Consider the following 15,979-nt stretch of genomic DNA (forward strand, 5'->3'; position numbering starts at 1 on the left):
GGCTCGTCTCCGTAGATCTCAGGCCGGACCCGGGCCGGCGATCGCAAGCGGCTGGTCGGCCGGCATGCTGGTCAGGCCGAACTTGTCGAACAGCGCCTGGTAGCTGCCATCGGCCCGCATAGCGTTCAGCGCCTTGACGACGGCATCGACCACCATCTTGTTACGGAAGCCGAGCGTCGTGCGCGCGGTGCCGAGCCCGCTCAGCACTTCCTTGACGCGGCCCCGGCTGGTGAGATCGCGCGCCACGCTATCCACGAGCAAGGCGTTGTCGACCTGTCCCGCCAGCAGCGCGCTGACGACGTTGGTGGCAGTGGGAAACGTCCGCATCTCGACGGCGGCTCCGCCTTTCGCCACGCTGGCATCGCTGAGCTTCTTGAGCCAGTTCATCTGGTAACTGCTGACCTCGACGGCGGATGATTTTCCGATCAGATCATTTTCGGTAGCAATTTTTGTGCCGCTGTCGGGGGCCACCACGACAGAGATCGCCTGGATCGCGTAAGGCACCATGTACATCAGCTTGGAACGCTCCTCGGTCCAGAACATCCCGGTATCGATGCCGTCGATGCGGGTCGCGTTGAGGGCGGGAATCATTGCCGGAAAATCCATCCGGACGAGTTCGACCGGAAGACACAACCGCTTGCCGAGCTCGGCGGCGAGCTCGACGTTGAGGCCCTGCAGCTGGCCGTCCTTGTCGACGAATTGCTGCGGCGGATTGGTCGGGTTGATGGAGAGCTGCAACTTGCCGGGCGCGATCAGATTGTCGTCGGTGATTGTGGGCGTACAGGCGGCATGCACCGCCGTGGATGCGAGAACGAGTGCGGCAACAGCACCCAAGCGAAGCAGTGTCGAGACCATGGATACCTCCAGTAACACGCCAATAACTGATGCAGTTCCTCGCCCGGAATTCCCCTCGACGTTTCTTGGATGCGGCCGGCCGGATCTCGCGACACGGCAGGCAGCGTCGTCTTCGATCTGCTCAAGCCGGTCCCGACATCGGCCTGAGCTGGATGCGCATGAAGTTCTTCACCAGGGATTCGAACGGACCGAAGCCCTTTACCCTCAGGAATTCCGGCGTCTCGAATGCCCATCGCCCCGCGACTTCGTACATCGCGGCGTATTTCGGCCCGTCGCCGATGGAGACGAAGCGCTTTGCCGAGAGCCAGCCGGGACAGGCGAGCAGATCGGGGAAATGCCTCTGCTCGTACCAGGCGTTGAACGCAGCCTCGTGCTCGGGGTCGATGTCGACCCGCACGATATGGATGAAGGCTTCGTCCAGCATCGTCTCGTTCCTCATGCCGGACGGATGTCGCCGGCTGCGCGCGCCACACCGACCGTCGTTACAATGGCATCGCACAGCGCAGGTAGAACCGGCAGCAGCGGCGGCCGCGGATCGGCATTGCGGATCAGGCCGAGCGCCTTGAGCCCGACCTTCATGCGCGTGTGCATGTCCATGATCGGCGCAGGCCCGTAAATGGCGCGGACGATCGGATAGAGCCGCTCGTTGACGGCGCGCATCGCCTTGAGGTCGTCGGCGAGCGAGGCCTGCCAGAGCGCTGCGAACAGATGCGGCGCGAGGCTGACGAGGCCGGAGAGAATGCCGTCGCCGCCGACGGCGAGCTGCGGCAGGAACCAGTTGAAGTTCGACGGCAGGATCGCCACGGATGGATCGGCCAGCTTCACCGCCCGCCGGTTCTCGTCATAGGCCAGCATGGTGTCGCTGCCCTCCTTAATGGCGATGACCCTGTCGAGCGCGGCGATCTTGGCCAAGGTCTCCGGCGAGTAGCCAAATCCCGATGCGAGCGGATACTGGAAGATCGACACGGGAATTCCGATCGCGGAGGCGACCGCCTGCACGAAAGCCATTGGCGCGCGCGAGGTCGCCGACGCTCCGCCGCCGAGCGGTGCGGGCGGGAACAACACCGCGCAGTCGGCACCGGCAGCCTCCGCGAGCTGTGCCTGATGGATCACTTCCGCGGTGGAATGCGCGATGATGCCGGCCAATAGCGGCTTGCCGCCGATCTGCCGGCGCGTCCGCTCGATCACCGCCTGACGCTCGTCATCCGAGAGCGATCCACCCTCGCCGGCATGTCCATTGACGAACACCGCCGCGATGCTGTCAGGGCAGGCGCAATAGTCCAGCACGCGGGCATAGCCGTCCCAGTCGATCGAGCTGTCGTCCCTGAAGGGCAGCACGGTCGCGACCGTGACGCCACGCAAATCCGGTTTCTTCATCGCCTTGCTCATGACGGTTTCCGCCGCGGAAATTTCAGGCTCGCGCGCGCCTTCAGCACTTCGAGGCCACCTTCGTTGCGCGCGCTCGCTTCCCAGATGATGGTGCGGGTCTCGTCGTGCTGCTCGGCGATCCAGACGTCGAAGGTGAGCGTATCGCCGTAGAACACGGGACCGGTGAACCAGAACCGGTCCTCCACCGACACGCCGATAGTGCCGACCAGCTCGCTGGTGAGGATGCTAGTGCAGAGTCCCGCAACCATGATCCCCGGCGCCAGCCTGCGGCCAAAGCGCGTCGCGCCGGCATAGACCTCATCGACATGAACGGGACCGAAATCGCCGGTCGCGGCGATATAGAGCGCGCCATCGGCCTCGGTGATGGTCTTGCTCAGGCTGACCCTGTCATTCACCTTGAGATCGTCGAAGGATTTCGGCTCGTACATGGCTTAGGCCCTGGCAAAGGGAACCAGCGTCGCGGTGCCGTCCACCACGGTGGCACCTGAGGGCGACAGCGTGCAGGTGACGCGACAGACCGCGTCGTCGCCGTCAACCGAAACGATCTCGGCCCTGGCCTCGACGGAGTCGCCGACGATCACGGGCGCGGCAAAATTCAGCGCGATGCTGCCGATCCGCCGCGTGGGACCACCGAGCTGGCTGAGGCACGTCGTAGCGAGACCTCCGACCGCGAGTTCGAAGGCGATCATATTCGACGCGCCAGCTTTCTTGGCGCGGACGGCATCGACATAGAGAGCGCCGAGATTGCCGCTAATGCCGGTGAACATCGCCTGCTCGGCCACGGTCATGGTCTTGCGGAAGGCGAAGGCAGCGCCGGGCTCAAGAGGTGCGTGGGACATCGATCGTTTCCCTAAAGCTGCAGGCCGTTCTTGATGGTGCTGCGCGCGACCAGCATGCGGTGAATCTCGGAGGTGCCGTCATAGATGCGGGTGACTCGGGCATCGCGATACATCCGCTCCAGCGGCAAATCCTTGCTGAACCCCATGCCGCCGAACACCTGGATGGCGCGGTCGACCACGCGGCCCTGCATCTCGGAGGCCGCAACCTTGATCATCGAGACCTTGTCTCGCGCATCCTTGCCCTGATCGATGTCCCAGGCGGCGTTCATCACCATCATCTTCACGCCGAAGATCTCGGTGGCGGAATCCGCGATCAGCTTCTGCACCATCTGGAAATCGCCGATCAGCTGGCCGAACTGGCGCCGCTCGCCGGCATGCTTGCGCATCATCTCCAGCGCACGCTGCGCCATGCCGACAGCGCGGGCGCCGATATGGGCGAGCCGGATCTGCAGCACGCTTTGCATGATCAGCTTGAAGCCGCCGCCGACCTCGCCGAGCACGGCCGCTTTCGGAATGCGGCAATCCTCGAAGCTCAGTTCGGCATGGCCATAGCCGCGATGGCCCATCATCGGCTGGGTGCGCGCCACCTTGAAGCCCGGTGTGCCGCGATCGACCAGGAACAGGGTGATGCCGCCGCGGGCACGCTTCTCCTTGTCGGTCAGCGCCATCAGAATCACATAGTCGGCGATGTCGCCGTCGCTGATGAAATGCTTGGTGCCGTTGAGGACCCACTGGTCGCCATCGGGCTGGGCGGTCGTGCTGATTGAGGCGGCGTCGGAACCGGCGCCAGGCTCCGTGATCGCCATGGCGCAGATCTTGTCGCCCTTCACCGTCGGCAGCAGGTAGCGCTCGATCTGGTCGCCCTTGCAGGCCATCAGCATCGGATAGACCTGGCCGAACACACGGCGGATCAGCGCGTCGGACGTCTTGCCGAACTCTTCCTCGACCAGGCAATGTTCGACGCAAGTTAGCCCGCCGCCGCCCACATCCGTCGGCATGTTCATGGCGTAAAGGCCGAGCTTCTGCGCCTTGGACTTGGTGACCGCCAGCGCGTCGGCCGGCACTTTGGCCGTCTGCTCCACGACGTCTTCGAGCGGCTGCACCTCCGTCTCGACGAAACGGCGAACGGTGTCGACCAGGAGACGTGTCTCCTCGGGCACGGAAAAGTCGATCATCGCGCCACTCCCACGGCCTTGCCGGCGATCATCGCATCAATGTCGGCTGCGCCGTAACCGATCTCGCCGAGCACTTCGCGGGTCTGCGCACCGAGCCGTTGCGGCACCAGCCGCACCTCCGGCGTCCGGCCGTCATAGCGCGCGGGATGTGCGATCATCCGGATCGGCGCGCCGCCTGCACTCTCGGCACTCTTGAACACGCCGAGATGCTTAAGCTGGGGATCGGTCTCGAGGTCGCGATAATCCTGCACCGGCGCGTGCCAGATGCCCGCGGCTTCCAGCGCGGGCAGCCATTCCGCCGTCGGCTTCTGCTTCAGCCTGATAGCAACGATCCGCGTGATCTCCTCGCGCTTCGAGAAACTGTCGCCCTCGCCGAATTGCTTCAGCTCTTCGCTATCCAACGCGACCGCGAGCGCTTTGGGCGTGGCCATCGAGATCGCCATATGACCATCCCCCGTGGCGTGAACGCCGTAAGGCCCGGGGCTGAACCACGCCGCGATGCCGGCCGGGCCGCGCGGCGTCGGCGACGGCGCGCCGTTTAGCCATGCCGTCAGCGGCTCGACCTGGAGATCCAGTGCGGCCTGATAGAGGTTGACCTCGACGAGCTGTCCCTTGCCCATCTTCGTCCGGGCGAACAGCGCCGCGAGGATGCTCATGGCGTAGAGCGAGGCGGCATGCTGATCGACGATGACGGCACCGACCGCCGTCGGCTCGCCGTCGGCGCGTCCGGTCCGCATCGCAAGACCCGACATCGCTTGAAGCAAAAGATCCTGGCCCGGACGATCCTTGTACGGCCCCTCCGATCCGAAGCCGGTGGCAACCGCATAGATCAGGCCGGGGTTGATCTCCTTGAGCGTGTCGTAGCCGAGGCCGAGCTTGGCCATGGTGCCCGGCCGAAAGTTCTCCATCACGACATCGGCGGTGGCGACCAGCTTCTTCACCGCCGCAACGCCGTCGGGATGCTTGAGATTGACCGCGAGGCTGCGCTTGTTGCGCCCGGTCGCCAGATGATTGACGCTGTCACCCGCAATGAAATGATTGGCGACCGCCCAGTTGCGCTGAAAGGCGCCCTCGATCGGTTCGACCGCGATGACGTCGGCGCCAAGATCGGCCAGCGTCTGCGCCGCCAGCGGGCCTGCGAGATAATGATTGAAGCTGAGGATCTTGACGCCGTCGAGCAGGTTCATCCGTTCACCTCAGTTTAAGCAGCCGCAACCGGCGCACCGCGCCATGCGAGATCGAAGGTCTTGACCAGGGCGCGTGCGGCCGCATCCTGCGCAGCCGGCAACGGCAGCCGCGGCGGCCGCGGATGGCCGGCTGCAAAACCCATGTGGCCGAGCAGCGCCTTGCTGCCGGCGACGTAGGCCTGGCCGCCGACGAATTCGATCACCGGCAGGTATTTGAGATAGAGCTCGCGCGCTTCCTTGATCGCGCCGTGGTCGGCGACGAAGCTGAAGATGCGAGCCATCTCCGCGGGGACCACGTTGGAGGCCACAGCCACCCAGCCTTGCGCGCCCTCGACGAAGGATTCGAAGCCGAGGATGCCGCCGAACACCGTCATCCTGTCACCGCAGAGGCGGATGATGTCGCGCACGCGCGTCACCTCCAGCGTCGAATCCTTGATATAGAGACAGTTGTCGATCTCGGCGATGCGCGCCACGAGCTGCGGCTTGAGATCGACATTTGCGGTTGCCGGATTGTTGTAGACCATGATCGGCAGCGCGATCGCGTCGGCCACCGTCTTGTAGTGATGGACCAACTCGTCGTCGGTCGGCGTCGAATAGAACGGCGGAATGATCATCACGCCGTCAGCGCCCAGTTTTTCGGCACGGCGACTGAGGCGAACCACCTCACGCGTATCCTCCGCGCCGGTGCCGATCAGCACGGGGACGCGCCCCGCCGCCTGGCGAATGACGACCTCGGCAACCAGCGCCTTCTCGTCATCGTCCATGGACAGGAACTCGCCGGTCGAGCCGAGCGGGATCAACCCGTGAATGCCCTCCACGATCTGCCAGTCGACGAAGGCGCGCAATGCCGCGACATCGACCTCGCCCGCTGCCGTGAACGGAGTGATCATGACGGTGTAGGTGCCGCGGAACGTCTTCATCAGGGAACTGCCGGGTACTCGGGTGGATTCAGGCGATGGATGCCGCCTGCGGAATAACCGCACGCCTTATGCAATCGTTTGCATAAATGTTTCTGCATTGGGCAACACCATCCATTTTTTAAGCTTGATTGGTGTGGAATAAGCTCTTAGCGTTTCTGCAATCGTTTGCAGTTTATCGGCAGGTTTGATGAGCGTCACGCTCAAAGATGTGGCACAGGCGGCCCGCGTTTCAGTCAGCACTGCTTCCCGAGCGCTGACGGGAACCGGCCTGACCAGCGAACGCACGCAGCAGCGGCTGGTGCGCATCGCGCGCGAGCTCGGCTATCGACCGAACCCGATCGCACGCGGATTGAAGACCGGACAGTCGCGGCTGGTGGCGCTTCTCGTCCACAATCTCACCAACGCCTCGTTCCAGGTGATGGCCGAAGTGGTGCAGGCGCGCGTGAAGGCGCTGGGTTATCAGATGCTTCTGTGCATCGGCGGCGACGATCCGCAGCAGGAGAGCGACACCCTCACCACGCTGGTCGACCACCGCATCGACGGGCTGATCGTGGTGCCGACCGGCAAGAACGGCGCGCAGCTCAAGGCGCTCTCGAAGGACGTGCCCATCGTCTGCCTGGTGCGGCGCGACGACGCGACCGATCTCGAGACCGTGCTCGCCGACGATCCGCAAGGCGCATATCTCGGCACGCGTCACCTGATCGAGCTCGGGCACAAGCGCATCGGGCTGATCGTCGGCCGCCAGGACACCACGTCCGGCCGCGAACGGTTGTCCGGCTATGTCCGCGCCCTGCGCGAGGCCGGCATCGTCAGGGACGACACATTGATCCATGCCGGCCATTTCGAGCCCGAGACCGGCGCGACCTCCGCCCGCAAGCTGCTCGACCTTCCCCGCCCGCCCAGCGCGATCTTCGTCGCCAACCACGAGGCAACGCTCGGCGTGCTGCGTGTCACCGCGGAACGGAAGATCGTCATTCCCGACGATCTGTCGCTGCTCTGCTACGAGGACATGCCGTGGTTCGAATGGCATCGCCCGGCGATCAGCATCGTCGACAACGGCGCGCGGGATCTTGCCAATCTCGCCGTCGACCGGCTGCTGCATCGCATGGACGCCAAGGGAAATAGCAAGGGCAACGGCAATGACGGCGTCCGCGAATATCGCGTCGGTGCCCGGCTGATCAAGCGCGACTCCTGCCGCCAGATCGAAGCCCCGGCCCCTGCGAAATCCGGCAAGTTCAAATCGTCTTCATCCAAATCATCTGCGGCCAAATCCGCGAAGGTCTGATCGATGCCGTATGTCGAAGTGCTCGCCCCGCAAGTCCCGTCCCAGCGCAAGGCCGCGGTGGCGCGCTCGGTGACCGACGGCCTGATGTCGGCGTTCGGCGTCGCCGCCGATACAGTCACACTCTATTTCCTGCCGATTGCGCCTGACGACTACGCCCATGCCGGCACGTTCGGCGCGCAGGCTACCGGCCAGCGCATCCTGCTCAAGGTCCACGCCTTCCGCCGCAGCGAGGCTGAGCGTCGCGCCGCCGCCATCGCGCTAACCCGCGGCGTGTGCAGCGCCTATGGCGTGCCGGGCGACGACGTCGCGATCTATTTCCTCGATCGCGCCCGCAGCGAAGTCTCCCACGATTCCAAGCTCGCCAGCGACTGACGGGAGCACGCCATGGACCGCTTCTACAGCCAAGACCAGAAAGCCCTGCGCGAGACCGCCCGCCGCTTCGCCGAAGCGGAGATCCTGCCGCGCGCCGCCGCGATCGACCGCGAGGACCGGTTCGACCGCGCGCTCTACAAGGGCATGGCCGATCTCGGCCTGTTCGGCATCTGCCTGCGGGAAGGCGCCGGTGGCGCGGGTCTCGATGCGATTGCTGCCTGCATCGCGATGGAGGAGCTGGCGCGCTGCTCCGGCGCGGTCGCTAACGCCTTCGCAATTCCCGTCGAGGCCGTGCTGTTCTTCGACCATCACGGCACTGAGGCGCACAAGGCGCTGATCCCCAAAATCCTCAACGGCGACATCATTCCCGCGACCGCCGTCTCGGAACCCGACCACGGCTCCGACGTCGCGGGCATCCGCACCAACGCGGTGCGCGATGGCAATGGCTGGCGGCTCAATGGCACCAAGGCCTGGGTGACGCTCGGCGGCGTCGCCGACCGCATCATGGTGTTCGCGCGCACCGGCGCAGATGCGGGCCATCGCGCCATTTCCTGTCTTCTCGTGGACGGCACCTTGCCCGGCATCGCCCGCGGCAAGAACGAGGAGCTGCTCGGCATGCATGGCCTCGACGACTGCCAGATGACCTTCTCAGACGTGCGCCTCCCCGCCGACAGCGTGATGGGGCCGGAGAACCAGGCCTTCAAGATGGCCATGAGCAATTTCAACTTCAGCCGGCTCATGATGGCCTCGATGGCGCTCGGCATGGCGCAGGCGGCGTTCGAGGACGCCACGACTTACGCAAAGGACCGCAAGCAGTTCGGCCAGGCCATCATCGGCTTCCAGGCCGTACAGTTCATGCTCGCGGACATGTCCACCGACATCGCCGCCGCGCGCCTGCTGATCCACCACGCCGCGCGCCTGCACGATGCCGGCGAGTCGATCGCCAAGGAGGCGGCGCAGGCAAAGCTGTTCACCACTGACATGGCGATGAAGCACGTTTCCAACGCGCTGCAGATCCACGGCGGCAACGGCTATTCGCGCGAGTACCGCATCGAGCGCATCTTCCGCGACGTCCGCCTCGCCCAGATATACGAAGGCACCAACCAGATCCAGCGGCTGATCATCGCCCGCCAGGTCGAGAAGGAGGCCGCGTGATGCGGGAAGCGCGCTCATGCTGAGCATCATCACAGCGGCAGAGGCCGCCGGTCTCATTCGCGATGCTGACACGCTGATCGTCGGGGGAAATGGCGGCACGGGCGCTGCCGAATCGATCCTTGAGGCGCTGGAGCAGCGCTTCCTCGGCGGCCAGGGTCCGCACAATCTGACGCTCATCAACATCACCGGCGTCGGCGCCGTCACCGAGAAGGGTCTCTGCCATCTCGCCCATGAAGGCCTGATCGCGCGCGTAATCGGCGGCAATTTCGGCCTCCAGGTGCCGTTCATGCGCCTCGTCCGCGACGAGCTGATCGACGCCTACAATTTCCCGCAAGGGGTGATGAGCCAGCTCTGCCGCGCCATGGCGGCAAAGCATCCGGGCGTGCTCACCCATGTCGGTCTCAACACCTACATGGACCCGCGGCAGGATGGCGGCCGCATGAACAAGCGCACCACAGCGCCGCTGGTGGACCTGCTCGAGTTGCATGACCAGTCGTGGCTGCTCTACCGCGTGCCCGCCCCGCCCGATGTCGCCATCATCCGCGGCACGTCCGCGGACGAGGACGGCTATATCAGCATGGAGCACGAGGGCACCACGCGCGAGGATCTCTCGATCGCACAGGCCGTGCACAATGCCGGCGGCACCGTGATCTGCCAGGTCAAGCGCATCGTGAAGCGCGGCTCGATCCATCCGCAGATGGTGAAGATCCCGGGCTTCCTGATCGACCACATCGTGCTCGAGCCCGAGCAGATGCAGACCTACGGCACCGCCTACGACCCCGCACGCTGTGGCGAGACGCGCGTCCCGGTGGCGATGATCACGCCCGATCCGCTCACCGAACGGCGGGTGATCGCCCGCCGCGCCGCCTTCGAGCTGCGCCCTCGCGACGTCGTCAATCTCGGCGTCGGCATCTCCGCTATGATCCCCAATGTCGCGGCCGAGGAAGGCATCTCGGACCTGATCACGCTAACGGTGGAATCCGGCGTGGTCGGCGGCGTGCCCGGTCACGCCCGCGAATTCGGCACCGCCATCAATCCACGCGTCATTCTCGATCAGGCCTATCAGTTCGACTTCTATGATGGCGGCGGCCTTTCTTGCGCCTTCCTCTCTTTCGCGGAGGTGGACGAAGCCGGCAACGTCAACGTCACCCGCTTCGGCGAGCGCCGCGACGGCTCCGGCGGCTTCATCGACATCACGCAGAACGCCAAGCGGCTGATCTTCAGCGGCACCATGACCGGCGGCAAGTTCGACATCGGCGTCGAGAACGGCCGCCTGGCGATCCGTCGCGACGGCGCTTTCCGCAAATTCGTGCCACAAGTGGGCCAGATCAGCTTCAGCGCGTCGCTGGCGGCACAGCGCGGCCAGCATGTCAGCTACGTCACCGAGCGCGCCATGTTGGAGCTCGAGAACGGCAGCGTGACCCTGACCGAGATCGCGCCGGGCGCGCGGCTTGAGGAGGACATCCTCGCCCGTATGGATTTCAAGCCGCGCATCAGCCCGCAGCTGAAAGACATGGATCCGCGCATCTTCCGTTCGGGCCCAATGGGCATCGCGCAGAGCTTCAAAGCCCTGCCGGCGCGGCCGCGCAAGGTCGCCTGAGGGATCAGCATGGACGCGAGCGCTCCGATCAATCTCCGCTACGAGGACATCGCGCTCGGCGCGGAGTTCGAGACCGCCGTGCACACCGTGACTGAGGCAGATATCGCGGTCTTCGCCGACGTCACGCGCGACCATCATCCGCTTCATATCGACTCAGGTTACGCGCGCTCGCGCGGCTTTCCAGCGGTCATCGGCCATGGCCTGTTCGGCCTGTCGCTGATGGAGGGGCTCAAGTCGGAGCTGAAACTGTACGAGGAGACCTCGGTCGCCTCGCTCGGCTGGGACGAGGTGAAGTTCAAGGGCCCCATCGTCGCCGGCGACACCTTGCGTGTCCGCTTCCGCTTCGTCGAGAAGCGGCCGACCAAAAATCCGGAGCGCGGCATCGTCGTCGAGACGCTCGACCTCCTCAACCAGCGCGACGAGGTGGTGACCGCGGCGCGCCACATCTCGCTCATCCTGACCCGGCAAGCCGACGCGACGGTGGAAACATGACGAGACATTGAAGAAAACGCGGACCGGAGGACGGCTCCTCTGCACCCACGCTTTGATTGGAGTATTGAGATGCGATATCGAAAAACCCTCTCCGCCCTAGCTCTGCTCATCGGCCTGTCCCAGGCGGCCCGAGCCCAAACCTGTACGCCGAAGGTGCCGGCGTCGAGCCTGATCGAGGCGCCGAAATGGCAGATGTCGATCAACCCGACGCTGCCGCCGCAGCAATTCGTCGACGACAAGGGCGAGCTGCAGGGCCTCAATGTCGAGCTCGCCCGCGAGATCGCCAAGCGCATCTGCGTTGAGGCGGTTTTCCTGCGCATGGACTTCCCGCCGATGATCCCGGCGCTTCGCTCCGGCCGCTTCGACGCCATCAACACCGGCCTGTTCTGGACCGAGGAGCGCTCGAAGATGCTCTATCTCGTGCCTTACGCGCAGCAGGCGATCAGCATCTACACCGATCCCTCCTCCAGCCTTAAGCTGGAGAAGTTCGAGGATCTCGCCGGCCGCATCGTCGGCGTGGAATCGGCGACCTATACCGAGCGCAAGGCGCGCGAGTTCAGCACCGCGATGGAGGCCAAGGGCCTCAAGCCGGTCGAACTGCGTACCTTCGCCACGGTGACCGCGACCTCGGCCGCGCTGCGTGCTGGCCAGCTCGAAGCCGCTCTCAACATCAACGAGACCGCGAACGCGCTCGAGCAGAAAGGCATCGCAAAGATCTGGGTCCGCGACATCGCCGGCACCGACATCACCTTCGCCTTCCGCGACAAGCTGCTGGCGCAAGCCGCAGCAGATGCGCTCACCGCGATCCGAGCCGACGGCACCTACGACAAGCTGTTCGACAAGTTCGGCATGACCAAGCTGAAGGCCACGACGTTCGCCATTCGCGGGGATGGGCCGACGAATTGACAAGCTCGCGCTATCTCATGTGTGGCAGCGCACATATGATCGACCTACTGCCGCCGATGGGAGAACAGGAGCATCTGCCTGCTTACTCGTTGGTCGCGGGAAACGCGACCAACCCACACCCCAGGAACGGTTTGATCTCGGGTGGATCAGCACGCCCACGCCATTACGCGCCGATTGAGTGTCAATTTTCATATTCGAGAACTGAGGTTGCTCGTCAGCCTCGCGTAGTCTGCCGTCACTCTCGAAATCTTGCGTTGCACTTGCACCACTGAAGTCCGCTCGTCCGCTTAAGAGAACTTGCTCCTCATTGGCTGTCGCAAGATTTTTCTTGATCTCCCGGTGCACACGTTGTGCACACGCCGCCTTCTAACCAATTGAAACACTCGAACTCTCGCTCCAATCCAATCACGGGGGCAATGCAAAATCGATGCGCTAACAGTTATTTCGCTTTATCGTCTCGTCTGGTATAGCTGATGTTCGGGCCGACTAAAGTTTTCAGGCTAACAGTTGAGGCATTCTCCTTTCGTTTCAAGTGCTTATTCAGAGGGCTTCGTAGCCCCGTGGAACATGGCACGTCCGGTCGGTACAGCATTGCTGTACTAGATGAGGTCGTGCAGTACCACGCTAGTTCGAATCCTCCTTACCAATCCCGTTTCCTTCGGCCGCAAAGTAACGTGCCGCTCTGGCCAGGCCTAGGGAAGAACAAGTACGGTCGTAGTGTTGGCGGCGGTAGAGCAAGCAAACTTGCGGGCTGCGGTCCGCTGGTAGGCGCGTGCGTTATCAGGACAGCAGGTTGGCGAAAGCTTCGGCCTATACTGAGTTCGAAGAATGAGCGCTGCCCTCCGAAGGCAAAGATCGCCCATTCGAATTCCGCCGGAGCTCGAGGTCGATGGCTCAACAGTCCTGGCTAGATCGGGTGAAACTGAATTGCAAAAACCCGGGCCCGCGCCCTGCAGTGTGTGCCGCACGAATGGATGGCATGCCTCTTCGTCGCAGCCGTTCACGCCTAGGGCGTCGAGATCAATCCACCAGGCGTTGCAACTATCCAGCGGTTGCCCCAACGCACGATAGAGTCGATCCGCCCGATGCCGGGGACCACGTCGCCCCGTGCTGCCATTCGAATCCCATCGGGCCCTTCGAGCACCGCCGTTCCACCGCGAACGTCAAGGACTGCCCACCCCCTAATAGTCGTTGGTCTTGTCTCGGGGACCGACATGAGCGGCCCCGCAGACCCAAGCGAGCCGGTCACAGACATGTCCGCCTCGCCGGCCGAAGAAGCTTGGTTCGAAGCTTCCGCCGATTGCGCCCCACTCGACGCTTTGGCCAAGGGCTTCGGAGCAAGGCTCGCGCTTGTTGTGGAGGGCTGACCTACACCAGGCGGTGTTCGCGAGTCCGAGGCTGATGCTACCTTTCAAGCGCTTTCGATCCTGCCGCCTGACTTTGTGTCCGGCATGCGGCGCGAAACGGTCTCTACCTGAGCAATTGGGTTGAGAGGCGAGATAGTTGCAGGACCGTACCAAGCACCAGCCCATCCCAATCCGAAGCCCCCAGCCAAGGCGGCCACGACGAGCCAAAAAGTGCGTTTTGCAAGGCCGCTCGGCGCCAATAGCGCCAGGACCTCATCTCGATTGGAGGTCGAGAAATCTGATTGGTCGAGAGTGACGGGCCGGGTCGCGACCTCGCAACTGCCTTGATCCGCGACAGTCTCGAACCTTTCCAAGGTATTGGCATGATGCAGTTGCATGCTCGGGTCCCTTGTGGTCCCCAATGATCGTGCCGGGAACTAAATCAACCCTTAACAGCCGATGCATCTCGGCACGAATAAATCAGCGGCGCATCACACGCAGAAGACCAAAGGAGTGATGTCTGGCGGCCCCCGGAGCGACCAAATGACGGTGGGACTGTGTTTTGCAAGCGCGTCCGCTTCCGAACTCGGCATCAGCGCGTTGATCGCTCCGACTTCGGCGGCCCCATCCCGGAGCTCCATAGCCGCTTGCCCACGCTAGCCAAGTCGATGTTGCGCAGTTTCTCGCGGTCGCGCCAGTGGCTAACGATGCGTGCCCTCGCCCGATCCTAGCAGAACTTATCGTAAGTCGGATCGAGTGCGCACTTTCGTTCGACCTACAAATGCGCGGCGTTGTCGCGCTGGTGTAGTCGCTTCATCACTTACTGTGGGTGCCGCGATCGAGTCCTTGGGCCATTCGACGGATGTCTCCAGCTTCGTAGAACGTCCGCTCGCGTCTAGAGCCTGTGTATTGGTGTCCACGCGTCCAAGCTACTGGAGTGCGGGGACATACATACGAGCGCCAACATGTCAGTTCGGCGTATGCTCGCGTCTCGGCGATGACCTCAGAAAGCAAACCCTACCGGCTCGCACGGGCGTTAGAGCGAGACGTTCCACCGCCAACGCAAGCCGTGGTGAATGAAGATTGCCCGATAGGGCTGTTCGATGCTGCGGCGCTGGCCTTCGTGTTCTTTCAGTCGGAGAAGCCAAACGGATGCCAGACAAGGAAAGGATGTGGGGTTGGCCTTCTTTCCAACGCGGTCGCGCCCGCAGCGCTCAATTGGTCTGCCGCTTTTGAACCGAAGTCTGGTCGATTAGGAAGTCGTCCAACTTCCCGCCGCCTCGAAGCTGCGGCCGCAGCCAGCGAGGCAGCCTGCCGCGACCCGACCATGTCTCCGCCGGGTTCCTTGGATTGCGATATTTGGGACGAACGGGCGGGTATGGACGGCGCTTACGATCGAACCTTGTGGCCTCGTCAGCGAGTCCAATCTTGTGGAGCCGTTCCTCCAATTTTGCTTTTTGCACTAACATTTTCTGAGTAAGGCTGGCGGTGACCTGCTGATGAAATCTCCAGAGCTCGTCAAGGGAGAGCGAATTGAAATGGGCGGCGTTCATGGCTCGATCCGAATTCTTGGGAGAAGGCCCAGCAAACAAGTCGGGTGTATTCGTATCGCTCTATTTTTCATCGTCTCCTGTTTATGTTCGGCAAGGCCATGCCGATCCGGAATTGAGAATTGCGACAATGTCCTCAGTGCTCATATTTCGGCAGCCATACAAGGCGAAATCTGAGACAAGTCCCTCATGCCAGAGACTGCCCGGCATTGGGCCGAACGTCGCCGCTCTGTTGTCGCAGGTTCAAGCTCTCGACATTCAAACAACAGATGACATTCGCTCGGGCTGTCTTGATTTATGAGCTTGCGAGTAGCTGCATCCGATTGATGGTGGGACAGACACAACTAAATGAAGCGGCCAGAAGACGGCTCTACTGGCTCAGTCGGCGAAGATCGAGTTTGCTTATTGCAGAGACGCGCAGGAAGGCGGCGCATTTATTTGGAGAAACTGATTTGAAATTAGGGATTGCAGATGATGGAAAACAACCGAAAAGCTCACCGTGTTCGCTTTGAACACAAGCATACGGTCAGCATCATGGGTGTCCACGGGACGTGGCGGCGAAGCTGACCCTTGTCGATGCCTCTGCAATGGGTGCCAAGCTTGAGGTTGACGGCTCGACAGATCCCCTGAAAGCACAGGAATTCTTCTTGGTTCTGTCCTCCACGGGTCTGGCATTTCGGCGCTGCGAGCTAATTTGGGTGGATGGTTCTCACGTCGGAGTTCAGTTCGTCACAGAAGACAAAGAGTAAACCGAACGCAGAGAAACGTCTCGTCGGTTCACAATGAGACTTCAGATTTATCCATGCTCGTGACCTTGCCCCCTGGACTTAATCCAGATTGAAGTTCGCTCTGGCCCATATGAGGACCAGAGCATGAAGCGCAGCCGCTTTACGGAAGAGCAGATCATC

At 63.0% G+C, this 15,979-nt stretch carries 18 protein-coding genes; 7 read left to right on the forward strand and 11 right to left on the reverse strand.

All coding sequences use genetic code 11. The features are described 5' to 3' along the window. Positions 1 to 18 precede the first annotated feature (18 nt). From IVA78_RS00660 to IVA78_RS00700, 9 genes are all read right to left on the reverse strand, one after another. The gene (locus tag IVA78_RS00660) at positions 19 to 855 is read right to left on the reverse strand and encodes an ABC transporter substrate-binding protein (protein WP_247281360.1); all 837 of its coding nucleotides are present in this window, start codon (positions 853 to 855) and stop codon (positions 19 to 21) included. Between the two features lie 121 nt (positions 856 to 976). Continuing rightward, positions 977 to 1,279: a DUF4286 family protein gene (locus IVA78_RS00665; RefSeq protein WP_247281359.1), complete on the reverse strand. Its 303-nt coding sequence runs from the start codon at positions 1,277 to 1,279 to the stop codon at positions 977 to 979. 11 nt (positions 1,280 to 1,290) lie between these two features. Further along, complete coding sequence (locus tag IVA78_RS00670) at positions 1,291 to 2,244, reverse strand: dihydrodipicolinate synthase family protein (protein ID WP_247281358.1); 954 nt, start codon at positions 2,242 to 2,244, stop codon at positions 1,291 to 1,293. Then, the gene (locus tag IVA78_RS00675) at positions 2,241 to 2,672 is read right to left on the reverse strand and encodes a MaoC/PaaZ C-terminal domain-containing protein (protein ID WP_011086090.1); all 432 of its coding nucleotides are present in this window, start codon (positions 2,670 to 2,672) and stop codon (positions 2,241 to 2,243) included. Before IVA78_RS00675 ends, IVA78_RS00670 begins: the two co-directional genes overlap by 4 nt. A gap of 3 nt (positions 2,673 to 2,675) precedes the next feature. Continuing rightward, positions 2,676 to 3,083, reverse strand: coding sequence for a MaoC/PaaZ C-terminal domain-containing protein (locus IVA78_RS00680; protein ID WP_247298328.1), 408 nt, complete (start codon positions 3,081 to 3,083; stop codon positions 2,676 to 2,678). Positions 3,084 to 3,094: 11 nt separating this feature from the next. Next, positions 3,095 to 4,258, reverse strand: a complete 1,164-nt coding sequence (locus IVA78_RS00685) for an acyl-CoA dehydrogenase family protein (protein ID WP_247281356.1) — start codon at positions 4,256 to 4,258, stop codon at positions 3,095 to 3,097. Continuing rightward, entirely contained in the window at positions 4,255 to 5,445 is a 1,191-nt protein-coding gene (locus IVA78_RS00690; RefSeq protein ID WP_247415298.1) for a CoA transferase, read from the reverse strand. The genes IVA78_RS00685 and IVA78_RS00690 overlap by 4 nt, the downstream gene beginning before the upstream one ends. Before the next feature lie 14 nt (positions 5,446 to 5,459). After that, positions 5,460 to 6,368 (reverse strand): 4-hydroxy-tetrahydrodipicolinate synthase, encoded by a 909-nt coding sequence (gene dapA / locus IVA78_RS00695; RefSeq protein ID WP_247281426.1) that lies wholly within the window; start codon positions 6,366 to 6,368, stop codon positions 5,460 to 5,462. A 63-nt stretch (positions 6,369 to 6,431) separates the two neighbouring features. Beyond that, complete coding sequence (locus IVA78_RS00700) at positions 6,432 to 6,671, reverse strand: hypothetical protein (protein WP_247281432.1); 240 nt, start codon at positions 6,669 to 6,671, stop codon at positions 6,432 to 6,434. On the opposite strand from IVA78_RS00700, the gene IVA78_RS00705 reads away from it, so the two are divergent. The 6 genes from IVA78_RS00705 to IVA78_RS00730 all read left to right on the forward strand — a co-directional run bounded on the left by IVA78_RS00705 (position 6,574) and on the right by IVA78_RS00730 (position 12,175). Continuing rightward, the gene (locus IVA78_RS00705; RefSeq protein WP_247281425.1) at positions 6,574 to 7,650 is read left to right on the forward strand and encodes a LacI family DNA-binding transcriptional regulator; all 1,077 of its coding nucleotides are present in this window, start codon (positions 6,574 to 6,576) and stop codon (positions 7,648 to 7,650) included. The genes IVA78_RS00700 and IVA78_RS00705 overlap by 98 nt on opposite strands. Positions 7,651 to 7,653: 3 nt before the next feature. After that, positions 7,654 to 8,022, forward strand: coding sequence for a hypothetical protein (locus IVA78_RS00710; protein WP_247281354.1), 369 nt, complete (start codon positions 7,654 to 7,656; stop codon positions 8,020 to 8,022). A gap of 12 nt (positions 8,023 to 8,034) precedes the next feature. Beyond that, positions 8,035 to 9,177 carry an acyl-CoA dehydrogenase family protein gene (locus tag IVA78_RS00715; RefSeq protein WP_247415300.1) on the forward strand — a complete coding sequence of 381 codons (1,143 nt, stop codon included), beginning with the start codon at positions 8,035 to 8,037 and terminating at the stop codon, positions 9,175 to 9,177. Positions 9,178 to 9,193: 16 nt separating this feature from the next. Beyond that, positions 9,194 to 10,777 carry a CoA-transferase gene (locus IVA78_RS00720; RefSeq protein ID WP_247281352.1) on the forward strand — a complete coding sequence of 528 codons (1,584 nt, stop codon included), beginning with the start codon at positions 9,194 to 9,196 and terminating at the stop codon, positions 10,775 to 10,777. A gap of 9 nt (positions 10,778 to 10,786) precedes the next feature. Beyond that, a complete protein-coding gene (locus IVA78_RS00725) occupies positions 10,787 to 11,269 on the forward strand; it encodes a MaoC family dehydratase (RefSeq protein WP_247281351.1) in 483 nt (160 codons plus the stop codon). A 69-nt stretch (positions 11,270 to 11,338) separates the two neighbouring features. After that, entirely contained in the window at positions 11,339 to 12,175 is an 837-nt protein-coding gene (locus tag IVA78_RS00730) for a transporter substrate-binding domain-containing protein (RefSeq protein WP_247463686.1), read from the forward strand. A 1,411-nt stretch (positions 12,176 to 13,586) separates the two neighbouring features. Here IVA78_RS00730 and IVA78_RS00735 read toward each other — a convergent pair. Continuing rightward, positions 13,587 to 13,919 carry a hypothetical protein gene (locus IVA78_RS00735; RefSeq protein WP_247450688.1) on the reverse strand — a complete coding sequence of 111 codons (333 nt, stop codon included), beginning with the start codon at positions 13,917 to 13,919 and terminating at the stop codon, positions 13,587 to 13,589. A gap of 816 nt (positions 13,920 to 14,735) precedes the next feature. Further along, positions 14,736 to 15,074 carry an H-NS histone family protein gene (locus IVA78_RS00740; protein ID WP_247279952.1) on the reverse strand — a complete coding sequence of 113 codons (339 nt, stop codon included), beginning with the start codon at positions 15,072 to 15,074 and terminating at the stop codon, positions 14,736 to 14,738. 584 nt (positions 15,075 to 15,658) lie between these two features. Between IVA78_RS00740 and IVA78_RS34495 the strand changes: the two genes are divergently transcribed. Continuing rightward, positions 15,659 to 15,820 (forward strand): hypothetical protein, encoded by a 162-nt coding sequence (locus IVA78_RS34495; protein WP_346275277.1) that lies wholly within the window; start codon positions 15,659 to 15,661, stop codon positions 15,818 to 15,820. The last annotated feature ends 159 nt before the right edge of the window (positions 15,821 to 15,979 follow it).

This window comes from Bradyrhizobium sp. 137 (assembly GCF_023074095.1).
In the GTDB taxonomy this organism is placed as follows: Bacteria; Pseudomonadota; Alphaproteobacteria; order Rhizobiales; family Xanthobacteraceae; genus Bradyrhizobium.

Bases quoted from the DNA above. Each gene is read 5' to 3' on its own strand.
- IVA78_RS00665 (WP_247281359.1), bottom strand. From the start codon at position 1,279: ATGCTGGACGAAGCCTTCATCCATATCGTGCGGGTCGACATCGACCCC.
- IVA78_RS00720 (WP_247281352.1), top strand. From the start codon at position 9,194: ATGCTGAGCATCATCACAGCGGCAGAGGCCGCCGGTCTCATTCGCGAT.
- IVA78_RS00685 (WP_247281356.1), bottom strand. From the start codon at position 4,258: ATGATCGACTTTTCCGTGCCCGAGGAGACACGTCTCCTGGTCGACACC.
- IVA78_RS00715 (WP_247415300.1), top strand. From the start codon at position 8,035: ATGGACCGCTTCTACAGCCAAGACCAGAAAGCCCTGCGCGAGACCGCC.
- IVA78_RS34495 (WP_346275277.1), top strand. From the start codon at position 15,659: ATGGGTGCCAAGCTTGAGGTTGACGGCTCGACAGATCCCCTGAAAGCA.
- IVA78_RS00725 (WP_247281351.1), top strand. From the start codon at position 10,787: ATGGACGCGAGCGCTCCGATCAATCTCCGCTACGAGGACATCGCGCTC.
- IVA78_RS00670 (WP_247281358.1), bottom strand. From the start codon at position 2,244: ATGAGCAAGGCGATGAAGAAACCGGATTTGCGTGGCGTCACGGTCGCG.
- IVA78_RS00735 (WP_247450688.1), bottom strand. From the start codon at position 13,919: ATGCAACTGCATCATGCCAATACCTTGGAAAGGTTCGAGACTGTCGCG.
- IVA78_RS00675 (WP_011086090.1), bottom strand. From the start codon at position 2,672: ATGTACGAGCCGAAATCCTTCGACGATCTCAAGGTGAATGACAGGGTC.
- IVA78_RS00680 (WP_247298328.1), bottom strand. From the start codon at position 3,083: ATGTCCCACGCACCTCTTGAGCCCGGCGCTGCCTTCGCCTTCCGCAAG.
- IVA78_RS00700 (WP_247281432.1), bottom strand. From the start codon at position 6,671: ATGCGCACCAGCCGCTGCTGCGTGCGTTCGCTGGTCAGGCCGGTTCCC.
- IVA78_RS00690 (WP_247415298.1), bottom strand. From the start codon at position 5,445: ATGAACCTGCTCGACGGCGTCAAGATCCTCAGCTTCAATCATTATCTC.
- IVA78_RS00710 (WP_247281354.1), top strand. From the start codon at position 7,654: ATGCCGTATGTCGAAGTGCTCGCCCCGCAAGTCCCGTCCCAGCGCAAG.
- IVA78_RS00730 (WP_247463686.1), top strand. From the start codon at position 11,339: ATGCGATATCGAAAAACCCTCTCCGCCCTAGCTCTGCTCATCGGCCTG.
- IVA78_RS00660 (WP_247281360.1), bottom strand. From the start codon at position 855: ATGGTCTCGACACTGCTTCGCTTGGGTGCTGTTGCCGCACTCGTTCTC.
- IVA78_RS00740 (WP_247279952.1), bottom strand. From the start codon at position 15,074: ATGAACGCCGCCCATTTCAATTCGCTCTCCCTTGACGAGCTCTGGAGA.